11 protein-coding genes and 1 pseudogene are annotated in these 10,204 nt (G+C 66.2%); 4 read left to right on the forward strand and 8 right to left on the reverse strand.

The window, feature by feature from the left end; translation table 11 throughout:
• Positions 1 to 123 precede the first annotated feature (123 nt).
• Positions 124 to 591, reverse strand: a complete 468-nt coding sequence (locus tag K7W42_RS22240) for an S-ribosylhomocysteine lyase (protein WP_224577557.1) — start codon at positions 589 to 591, stop codon at positions 124 to 126.
• On the opposite strand from K7W42_RS22240, the gene lspA reads away from it, so the two are divergent.
• On the forward strand, positions 585 to 1,208 hold the full coding sequence (lspA, locus tag K7W42_RS22245; protein WP_439648878.1) for a signal peptidase II: 624 nt from the start codon (positions 585 to 587) through the stop codon (positions 1,206 to 1,208). The two genes, K7W42_RS22240 and lspA, sit on opposite strands and share 7 nt — an antisense overlap.
• A 91-nt stretch (positions 1,209 to 1,299) precedes the next feature.
• Here lspA and rpmB read toward each other — a convergent pair whose 3' ends face one another.
• Together rpmB and K7W42_RS22255 are read right to left on the reverse strand one after the other, a co-directional pair.
• Complete coding sequence (gene rpmB, locus K7W42_RS22250) at positions 1,300 to 1,515, reverse strand: 50S ribosomal protein L28 (protein ID WP_157460629.1); 216 nt, start codon at positions 1,513 to 1,515, stop codon at positions 1,300 to 1,302.
• A 200-nt stretch (positions 1,516 to 1,715) separates the two neighbouring features.
• Positions 1,716 to 1,985, reverse strand: a complete 270-nt coding sequence (locus K7W42_RS22255) for a GlsB/YeaQ/YmgE family stress response membrane protein (RefSeq protein WP_224577559.1) — start codon at positions 1,983 to 1,985, stop codon at positions 1,716 to 1,718.
• A gap of 330 nt (positions 1,986 to 2,315) precedes the next feature.
• Between K7W42_RS22255 and thrC the strand changes: the two genes are divergently transcribed.
• Both thrC and thrB read left to right on the forward strand, forming a co-directional pair.
• Entirely contained in the window at positions 2,316 to 3,356 is a 1,041-nt protein-coding gene (thrC, locus tag K7W42_RS22260; RefSeq protein ID WP_224577560.1) for a threonine synthase, read from the forward strand.
• A gap of 94 nt (positions 3,357 to 3,450) precedes the next feature.
• On the forward strand, positions 3,451 to 4,371 hold the full coding sequence (gene thrB / locus K7W42_RS22265; protein ID WP_224577561.1) for a homoserine kinase: 921 nt from the start codon (positions 3,451 to 3,453) through the stop codon (positions 4,369 to 4,371).
• Positions 4,372 to 4,585: 214 nt separating this feature from the next.
• Here thrB and K7W42_RS22270 read toward each other — a convergent pair whose 3' ends face one another.
• The 4 genes from K7W42_RS22270 to K7W42_RS22285 form a co-directional block, all read right to left on the reverse strand.
• Complete coding sequence (locus K7W42_RS22270) at positions 4,586 to 5,269, reverse strand: c-type cytochrome (RefSeq protein ID WP_224577564.1); 684 nt, start codon at positions 5,267 to 5,269, stop codon at positions 4,586 to 4,588.
• 280 nt (positions 5,270 to 5,549) lie between these two features.
• Entirely contained in the window at positions 5,550 to 5,912 is a 363-nt protein-coding gene (locus K7W42_RS22275; protein WP_224577566.1) for an MGMT family protein, read from the reverse strand.
• An 86-nt stretch (positions 5,913 to 5,998) separates the two neighbouring features.
• Positions 5,999 to 7,711: an N-acetylmuramoyl-L-alanine amidase family protein gene (locus tag K7W42_RS22280; RefSeq protein WP_224577568.1), complete on the reverse strand. Its 1,713-nt coding sequence runs from the start codon at positions 7,709 to 7,711 to the stop codon at positions 5,999 to 6,001.
• Between the two features lie 197 nt (positions 7,712 to 7,908).
• A complete protein-coding gene (locus K7W42_RS22285; RefSeq protein ID WP_224577570.1) occupies positions 7,909 to 8,712 on the reverse strand; it encodes a peptidoglycan-binding domain-containing protein in 804 nt (267 codons plus the stop codon).
• A 130-nt stretch (positions 8,713 to 8,842) separates the two neighbouring features.
• Between K7W42_RS22285 and K7W42_RS22290 the strand changes: the two genes are divergently transcribed.
• Positions 8,843 to 9,601, forward strand: a complete 759-nt coding sequence (locus tag K7W42_RS22290; RefSeq protein WP_224577571.1) for a DsbA family oxidoreductase — start codon at positions 8,843 to 8,845, stop codon at positions 9,599 to 9,601.
• On the opposite strand, the pseudogene K7W42_RS22295 reads toward K7W42_RS22290, so the two are convergent.
• Positions 9,598 to 10,204, reverse strand: a pseudogene (locus K7W42_RS22295) (ATP-dependent zinc metalloprotease FtsH); the annotation flags it as partial. The gene K7W42_RS22290 and the pseudogene K7W42_RS22295 overlap by 4 nt on opposite strands.

Raw genomic sequence — 10,204 nt, forward strand, 5'->3', positions numbered from 1 at the left:
ATCAAACTGTCAACCCTTCTCACTTGATCCTTCGTTCTGATGATCTGGTCAAGCGAGAATTCTCGCTCTGGAACAATAAAAACGGCCTCCTTACAGAGACCGTTTGGTATCAGAGAAATTTATTCAGCGCTGAAGGAGGATGGTTTCCTGAATTTTTAGCCCCTGGGCCAGGGCGTCGCGGGCATGCTGCCGGGCTGCGGTCAGGTCGTGGTCACGGTAGTTGCCGCATTCCAGCTCGCTCACCCCTGGAATAGGGCGGTCATGGTTGGCCGTGTCTTGTAGAGCGGCCTGAAAAGCACCCAGCACGCCCTGCTCATCCGGTTCGCCAATGACGGCCATATAGAGGCCCGTGCGGCAGCCCATAGGTGAAACGTCCACGACGTCCTTTACGTGATCACGTAGGTAGCCGGCCATCAGGTGTTCCAGAGTGTGCAGCGCCGCCGGCTCGATGGCTGCCTGGTTGGGCTGAAGCAACCGCAGGTCGTATTTGCTTATGGAGTCGCCGCGCGGCGTGGTCTTAACGCCGGCCAGACGCACGTACGGCGCCTTGACCTTGGTGTGGTCGAGATCAAAGGATTCAACGTTTGCCATGCCTCTATTGTGCCCCGCCTGCTTCTGCGACAAGGCGACCTGTCCACCAGAGAAGCCGCAGCCGCAGGACGCTCTCTATACTGCCCGGCGTGCCCACGCTCATTGACCACGCCCGCCGCACGCCCCTGTGGCTGCCTACCGTGATAGCTGCGCTTCTGGTCGCCGCCGACCAGGCGCTGAAGGTCTGGGCACTGAACACCCTGAAGATTGACGCAGGTCCAGTCCCCTTTCTGCCAGGCCTGCTGGAATGGCAATTGACCTTTAACACGGGCGCCGCCTGGAGCCTGTTCAGTGGCAGTGCCGTGCCGCTGGCGCTGGGCCGTCTGGCCGTGGGGCTGGGGCTGCTGGTCTACCTGGGAGTGCGACCTCAACCGCGTGCCATGAGCATCATCCTGAGTCTGATTGCTGCCGGCGCCATCGGCAATGCCATTGATGGCCTGCGCCTGGGCAAAGTGACGGACATGCTGTATTCGCCGCTGCTGAGCAGTGTGACCCAGGCGCTGAAGGCCGGTCACTTTCCCATCTTCAACATTGCGGACTGCTGCGTTGTGCTGGGCACCATCGCCCTGATTGTCCTGAGCCTGGTCAACGAGCGCCGGCCCAAGGTCGCAAGCTAGAAGCCGCAGGCCAGAGGCGCGGTGACAGCCAGCGTCAAAAATCGCGTCCCCACCCAATTCAGGGCAGGGACGCGACAGGAAGAAAACGTGTTTAGGCTACAGCCTTGCGGCACTTGCTGCACACGCGCAGGCGCAGGCTCACACCGCTGCGGGTAACTGTCAGAGGCTGAAGGTTGGGCTTCTGCACTCGTTTGGTGATGCCAGTAACCTTACGGCCGACGCCGCCTTTCGCGCGGGCCTTACCACGGCGAACAACCGAGTTCACCACAATCGGCCCCTTCCCGCACACTTCGCACACTTTCGCCATGATGACTCTCCTTCTTCAGTCTGATTGATTCCTTTGTGGGTCAGGGGCGCCTTCCATTCTGGAAACCGCGCCACGCCGACCTGAATCAGACAAGCCGTCCGACTGTAGCACACTGGGAACACAGACGCAAAAGGCGGGGCACAGCAGGCCACAAAAAATGGACGGTGCACGCGGCACCGTCCAGTAGAGGAAAAAGCAAGTTAACGCAGAATTCGCAGAGCCTTGAGCAGAGCAATCAGCACCACACTGCCCACTACGCCCCAGACAATGCTCCAGAAGCTGAAGCCGTCGCCCGCCGCACCGGCGCCGCCGATATTGAGCCAGTTGCCGAAGACGGCCTGGGCAAGCAGGCTGCCCACGATACCAATCAAGATGTTAGCAATCGCACCCTGCTGAGCATTCGTCTTCATGATGATGCTGGCCAACCAACCACAGAGCGCACCCACCAAAATCGTAACAATCCAACTCATGTGTTTTACCTCCGTTGTCTTGGTTTATTGCTTGAATTGAAATCAACGAGCTGTTCGTTGTGAAAGCAGCATGCGGCTCGTCAAAAAGCCCAATTGTGCAGACTCGTACTTTCTCAAGAGGGGTTGAAGATGGGATGGATGTCCCCCCAAGTTGACTTAAGGAACGGACACGTGGGTACCCCGGAAAACGCTCATATCTGACGCGAAGACAAAGGTCCAGGCAGAACGTGCGGCGGCATTTGTCTTACTCCGGCGGCGATGGGTATAGGCCTGGGTCGCTAGCATGGCCGCAGCACGCCGCGCCCCGCGCGGGACGGAGGCCCTACCCCTATGCCTGGACTACTTGAACGCTACCGCCCCTACCTCCCTGTGACGGACCAGACGCCCCTGCTGAGCCTGAGTGAGGGCGCCACACCTCTAATTTCTGCGCCGGCCCTGAGCCGCCACCTGGGCGTTGACCTTTATCTGAAATACGAGGGCCTGAATCCCACCGGCAGTTTTAAAGACCGGGGCATGGTCGTGGCCGTGGCCAAGGCGGCCGAGGCCGGGGCCGACACTGTGATCTGTGCCAGCACCGGCAACACCAGCGCCGCCGCCGCCGCCTACGCCAGCCGCGCGGGCCTCCAGTGCATCGTCCTGATTCCCGACGGGAACATTGCGCTGGGCAAGCTGGCCCAGGCGGTGGCCTACGGCGCGCGCATTGTGGCGGTGCGCGGCAACTTTGATGTGGCGCTGCAACTGGTGCGCGACATCAGCGAGTCGCGCCCGATTGCGCTGGTGAACTCGGTAAACCCACACCGCCTGCAAGGCCAGAAAACAGCGGCTTTTGAAGTGGTTGACGAGTTGGGGGCCGCTCCCGACATCCTGGCGCTGCCAGTGGGCAACGCGGGCAACATCAGCGCCTACTGGATGGGGTTCCGGGAATACCGCAGCGCCGGCAAGATGGACGGGCTCCCGCGCATGTGGGGCTTTCAGGCCAGCGGAGCGGCACCTCTGGCTCGCGGCGTGGACCGGGTCGAGAACCCCGAAACATTGGCCACAGCCATTCGTATCGGCGCGCCGGCTAGCGCCCACCTGGCCAGGGCGGCGGTGCAGGAATCAGGGGGCCTCTTTGACCACGTAAGCGACGACGACATCATGGCGGCCTACCACCTGATTGCGCGTGAAGGTGTGTTTTGCGAGCCCGCCAGCGCCGCGCCCGTGGCGGGCCTGCTGAAACTCCATGCCCAGGGCAAACTCTCGCCCGGCCAGCGCGTGGTGGCGGTGCTGACCGGCAATGGCCTGAAAGACCCCGGCAGCGCCATGCGCGCTGTGCAGGCGCCGCCCGCCGTGGACGCCAGCATGGACGCGGTGCTGGCGAGCCTGTCGTGAGGCTGTCAGGGGGGGGCCTCAGCAGCGTAAAGCCAAGAGCCCTCCTTGCCTGGTCGCCCCTTTTCGCCTGGCCGCCCCGTGGCCGGAGCACCCCATGACCTTCACAGTTCGGGCGCCGGCCAGCAGCGCCAATCTGGGACCGGGTTTCGACAGCCTGGGCCTGAGCGTGCCGCTGTTCACGACCCTGCGCGTAACCCCACAGGCGACGACTGAGGTGGTGCCGCTGGGGCCAGATCTGGACGGCACGCCCGCGGACGAGAGCAACTACGTCTATCAGGCCATGCTGCTGGCCGCCCGGCGGGTGGGACGCCCCCTGCCCCCTGCCCGCATCGAGATTGAAACCGAGGTGCCGCTGGCACGTGGACTGGGCAGCAGCGCCGCCGCCCTGGTGGCGGGCATTGTGGCGGGCAATGAACTGCTGGGCCGGCCCCTGAACGACGAAACGGTGCTGGACGTGGCGGCGCGCGAGGAAGGGCACCCGGACAACGTGGCTCCGGCGCTGTTCGGCGGCATCGTGGTGGCCACTCTGGACAAACTGGGCACCCATTATGTGCGCCTGGCGCCGCCGGCCCACCTGGGCGTGACGGTGCTGGTCCCCGACTTTGAGCTGAGCACCAGTAAAGCCCGCGCCGTACTGCCCAAAGAGTACAGCCGCGCCGACGCCGTTCACGCGCTGTCGCACGCGGCGCTGCTGGCGGCGGCCCTGGCGCAGAGCCGGCTGGACCTGCTGCGCCACGCCATGCAGGACTACATTCACCAGACCTGGCGCGCGCCACTAGTGCCGGGCCTGAGCGACATTCTGGAAGGAGCGTGGCGGCACGGCGCGCTGGGCGCTGCCCTCAGTGGCGCTGGCCCCACCGTCCTGTGTTTTCACGACACGCGGGAGCCGACCGCTGGGTTACACACCTACCTTCACGGCGTCATGACCAAGAACGGCCTGACAGGCCGGGTGATGGACTTTCCGATTGACGAGGGCGGCACTGTCGTCGAGCGCGACGCTCACACCTGTTCTTGAGCAGGCGGCGCCAGGTCGGGAAACCAGGGCGACTGCCTACCTGTGGCCTCATAGTCAAAGCCAGACGCATTGAGTTCTTGACCCCGCAATCACTCCAGGCAAGCAGACCGAGTCTTTGCTATGAGAACAAATGCGACGGGATGCCGCCGTCGGCCAGCCCAGCGAACCGCAAACAGGCCCGCAGCCAAATGTGCGGGCCTGTTCACTGACGCCATCAGTTCAGGGTTTTGATGTAGGCGTGCAGGTCAGCCACCTGCTCGTCGCTGATCTGCGCCTCACTGAAGCGGGGCATCACGTTGCTCAGCTGACGGGTGGGAGTGCGGCCCTCGCGCAGCACAGTGACCAGCTGCGCCACAGTCCAGCTCTTGACCCCCTCGTCACTAAGCAGCGAGGGACCAACCGCACCGGCCCCGTTGGGGGCGTGGCAGCCGGAGCAGTTGCTGACATAGATGGTCTGACCGGCTTCGATGTTGCCCTCACTCTCGGCGCCCACCGCTGCCACTTCCTCGTCAGTCGGTTCCTGGGCCGAGGTTTCGTTGACGGTGTTGGTTTCCTCGGCGCGGTTCTCCTCAGTGGCGGCCCCCTCGGCGCCTTCCTCTGTGGCCTCGCCTCCGGTCTCCTCAGTGCTGGCGCCCTCTTCCTGGGTGTCTCCGCTGGTATTTTCGGCACCGGCCTCATCGCCACTGGCCGTTTCGCCCTCGCCCTGCATGCCTTCGGCGCCCTGCCCCACCTGAGCGCTTTCACTGGCCGGCAAGGTTGACCCTGGCATGACTTCGGCCGGCTTGCCCATGGTGCGGGGCGTGAGAATCAGCAGGGCCACCCCCAGGATGACCCCCAGCGTGACGCCCAGCGCCCAGGACAGGACACTGCCGGCAATTCGGTTGCGCGCTTCGTTCATGCGGCGAGCATACGCCGCGCGCCCAGACGCATCACCGGGGCCTGGGTGGGCTTTTCTTCATGCGTCCAGCTGGTGGGTGTTCGCCTGACCAACCTCTTGTTAGCCTCGCCAGAAGCCTTTTGAAAAGGAGGAGCGACTGACCTCTTTGAAAGGCGGCTGTTCTGAGCCTGCCAGGAGGGTCGTCTGCCCGCGCACACCGCGACCGTTGTTCTCCTGTTGTGCCATTCCGCTGTCTAAGTCGAGTGAGGCAGACCTTGACCGCTGAGGTCAGCCTCAGACCCTACAACAGCGGAGTGGGCGGGGTAGCCTGACCCTGCGCGCTGTCCTCTGGCCACCACTGCCAGCGGGCCAGGTCGCAGCGGCCCGACGAGTCAAACTCGATGCCCTCGGCGCGCAGCAGCCCTTCTTGCAGGTCGCCGAAGCCCAGCTTGTGCGTGCTAACCCGGCCCTGGGCGTTGATGACGCGCTGCCAGGGCAGTTCAGAGCCGCCCACCAGGCTGTTCAGCACGAAGCCTGCCTGCCGCGCCGCTCCGGGCTGACCAGCCAGCGTGGCCAGCTGCCCGTAGGTCACAACCCGGCCTGCTGGGATGCGGGCCACCAGAGCCAGCACGCGGTCACGAAAAGCGGGTTCGGGATCGGTCATGCCTTCCACTATGGCGCAGAGTCGTCACAGGACCCAGGGGCAGCAGGAACGAGAGTCAGAGCCTTCACGCCAGCAGAGTGCTGCGCTCAGGGCTGTTTCGCCACAGGAGCCACCGCTGGACCGCCCGCCGTCACACCGCTGACCAGCGCCTCGCGGATGCCCAGCGCGAGCCCCAGCGCCACCCGGTCCAGGTAATTGGCGTCGCGCAGGTTCAGGCCGTCCACCGGATGACTGGTGTAGCCGATTTCCACCAGGGCCGCCGGCACGCGGCTGTTGCGCAGCACCGACAGCGACTGACTGTTTTTCAGGCCCCGGCTAAACGCCCCTGTCACCGCCACCATCTGCCGCTGCAACAGCCCAGCCAGGGCGCTGCTCTGGGGATGGTTGGGGTTCCACCACGTTTCGATGCCGTAGCCGCGCAGGGCGGTGCTGGCGTCCATGGCATTGACATGAATTGAGACGAAGAGCTGGGTGCCGGGCGTGCCCTGGGCGGCGCGCAGTTGCAGGTCGGTGCTTTTGACAGGGTGCATTTCGCGGTCACTGTCGCGGGTCAGGACGACCTCCACGCCAGCGGCGCTGAGGAGGTCGCGCACGCGCAGGGCGACCGCCAGGGTCACCTCCTTTTCCACGATGGTGCCCACCGCGCCGGGGTCGCGCCCACCGTGCCCGGCGTCAATCACCACGCGCGGGCGCACATAGTTGGCGCTGAGGGCCAGGATGGCCGTCCCGCGTGTGGCCAGCACCGGCGGCACCGACGCCACCACCCGCTCGGCAGCAGGCAGCGGGGTGAGGTTGGCCAGAGCGGGCGAAAGGTCAACCACCAGACGGTAGGCCGCGCTGCCAGTGGCGGGCGGCAACAGTTGGGCCCGCCAGCCGCTGCGCACCCCCAGCGGTGTGGGGGTCAGCAGCGTGACCGTGCCGCCACCGCTGGCCGGGGCAAAGCGCCACTCGCGGACCTCGGGACTGACGCTGCGCGCGCTGCGGGCACCCAGCGTTACGCCGCCCAGTTCGATGGTCAGGCCAGTGCCGCCTGGCAGCAGACGGTAGGTGGTGCCGGGCGGCAGGTCCAGCACCACGCGCGTCTGCCCCGGGTTTTTGCCAATGCGCGGCGTGGTCAGGGCCGACGGCAGGGCTGTGCCCGGCACCCGGCCTTGTAACGGGGTGGGCAGACTGGCGGCCGGGCTCGGCAGGGCTGGCGCGGGCGGCAGCACCTTGGCAGAGGGGATGGTGTCGCCCGGCGGCACTGCGTCGGTGACTGGGGCACTCAAGGCAGACGGGGCCGACGGCGAATTCAGAACGGCCTGGGCGCCCGGCGTCACAGGTGCAGTGGTCAGAACGCGCCCCTGCAGGCCCGGCGCCGCGCCGCCGCTGACCGCAGCGCCCAGTTCCAGAATCAGCACCCTCGCCCCGGTGGCCAGGGTGGCCTCGGAAGCCTGCCACCCGGCGCTGAGCGACAGCGGAAACGGCGTGAACAGGGTGATCTGGCCGGCCCCCGCCCGTATCTCGGTGACACTGGCGCCCAGGCCGGCCGTCACCCCAGGCTGCACCCGCGCCCCCTGCACGTCCAGACGCAGTCCGGTGAAGGTGGGGGCCAGAGTGTAGTCCACTCCCTGCGGCAGATCAAAGACCACGCGGGTCGTGCTGCCCTGCACACTGAGCCGTGGTGGGCCAAACGTCAGGTCCTGTATCCCTGTAAGCGTCAGAGGGGCGGGGGCACTGGGCAGGGCCGTCTGGGCCAGCGCGCCGCCCATCAGCGCAGACAGCAGGCCAGATGAGAGCAGGATGGCAGCACGATTCATGGTGCTCCATACTCTACGGCGCCGCAGTGAGAACTCCCGGCGCAGTCTCATGCGTTCAGACAACTAAAAAGGCTGTCCTAGCCGCAGGCCACGCCGCCTCTCCTCATCGGAAGCCAGACCGCTCTGCCTCCAGTCTCATCCAAAAGGGGCTTGACGGCTGGCTTTTCTCTCTTTTTGCGCCAAACCCATCCCCCAACTTAAGGAGTAGGCGGCGTAAAAGGCTGGGCCGCAGCGCTGAAGAGGGCGTCCCAGGTGCCCTGGTCCACCCGGCCAGTGGCTGGCAGCCGGGCCGAGGTCTGAAACGCGCGCACGGTGGCTGCTGTGACCGGGCCGTACCAGCCGTCGCCCTGGCCAGTGCGCAGCGGGCGCATCAGGGCAATGAGGCGGTTTTGCACCGCCAGTACGTCGGTTTCGTTCATGCGCTGTGTCTGCACCTGAAGGGTGCGCCGGAAGGGCAGCGGCGCCACCGAGCGGGGCGGCACAGGGTCTACAGGCGCCGCCGTGGCCGGCGTGGTCGCCACCGGTTCCAATTTCACGGCGCCCGTAGCAGGCGTCTGGGCGGGCAGCGCACCTGGCGGCGTATCCAGATAGGCCAGGGTCTGCGCGCGGCCCTCCGGGTCAGGTTGCAAGCGCAGGTACACGTACCCGGAGGGCGTCTTGAGCCAGTTGTACACGCTGCGCTGCCCGTCCTTGCTGCGCCACACCCCGTACAGTTCGGTGCCCAGGGCTGCCGTCAGGGCCACGCGCGTCTGTTCAACGGTGTGGCCCACACCTACGCAGCGTTTGTCGGAGGTGCCAATCTGACTGAAACCCGCCGGGCAATTGCGCAGGACCCCGTCCAGGGCTTCGGTGATTCGCAGCGCCGCGCGTTCGAGCGGAGCGGGCGTCAGCGGGGCTGCCAGCGCGGGGGTGCCCAGCAGCGCCCACCACACCCAGGCGTGCCCCACCACCTGCCGGGCAGCGGTCAGGGGCCAGCGACTGGGGGGCATCCACACACTCATAGCAGCAGTGCTACCACGGCCAAGCTGACGCCAGCTGAGTGGGCGCCACGGCGACGTTCATCCAGCCTGGAGAGGCTAATCTGCTTTACTTTCTCAAGCCCTTTTAAGAAGAGTGTGGCAAGCTGGGGCCATGACTATTGCCTTCACTCCATCCGTGCCGGGCCACCTGCGGGTGGACATCTGGTCCGATATCGCCTGCCCGTGGTGCTACATCGGCAAACGGCGGCTGGAACAGGCCCTGAAGAAGTTCGACCACCGCGATCAGGTAGAGATCGTGTGGCACAGCTTCGAGCTGGACCCTGCTGCCCCACCGGCTTTGCCTGATGGCATGCGCGAGGTCCTCGCTGGCAAGTATGGCCGCAGCCCTGCCCAGGCCCAGGAGATGATGGATCAGGTGACCCGCGTCGCCGCCGCCGATGGCCTGGAGTACCACTTTGAGCGTGCCCGGCTGGGCAGCACCTTTCTGGCCCACCAGCTCGTTCACCACGCCGCCGCGCACGGTCAGCAAGGGCCTATGAAAGAGCGACTGCTGCGCGCTTACCTCTCTGAAGGGCACCTCATGAGCGATATAAACACCCTGACGGCCCTGGCGCAGGAGATAGGGCTGGACGGCCCCCAGGCCCGCGCCGCCCTGGAAGAAGGCCGCTACGCTGGGGCCGTGCGTCAGGACGAGGCCCATGCGCGTGCGCTGGGCATCAGCGGCGTGCCGTTCTTCGTGCTGGGGGGCCGCTACGGCGTCAGCGGCGCTCAGGAGGCCGGGGTGCTGCTGGGGGCGCTGAATCAGGCCTGGGCTGAAGTGCAGCCGGCGCCGCTGGTTCAACTGGGGCGACCGGACACTGAAGGCTGTGAGGACGGCGCCTGCGCGGTGCCGGGAGCGGGCCCCCTCTAGGCCGGACCCGGTTTGAGGTGAGCGGCTGGGGCAGGCCCGTCGCTGCTGCGGTGCTCGGGGTCCAGCGGCGGCAGGAGGCCCCCCGCCAGCACCGTCTGAAGGTCTTCCCCACTGAGGCTCTCGCGGGCCACCAGTTCATCGGTCAGGCGGTGAAGAAGGTGGACATGTTCCTGAAGCAGCGTCAGGGCCCGGCCGTACTGGGTGTTCAGCAGTCCGGCCACCGCCGCGTCAATCCGCTGGGCCGTGTGGTCGCTGTACTGGCTCTGCGCTGGACCGTAGCCCAGGTACCCTGCACTCTCCTGGGCCAATGCCAGCTGCCCCACATCACTCATGCCCCATTCCGTGACCATGCGCCAGGCGAGGGTGGTCGCCTGCTGAAAGTCGTTGGCCGCGCCGGTCGTGATCTGCCCGGTGGCCACCTGCTCGGCGGCGTGGCCGGCCAGTGCCACACACAGACGGTCGAGCAGCGCGGCGCGGGTGTGGTGCATGCGGTCTTCCGGGGTGTACAGCGCGCTGCCCAGACTGCGCCCGCGCGGCACGATGGTCAGCTTGTGGGCCTTGTCGGCGTGAGGCAAGAGTTGAGCAGCGAGGGCGTGGCCAACC

The sequence above is a fragment of the Deinococcus betulae genome (genome assembly GCF_020166395.1).
Classification (GTDB): Bacteria; Deinococcota; Deinococci; order Deinococcales; family Deinococcaceae; genus Deinococcus; species Deinococcus betulae.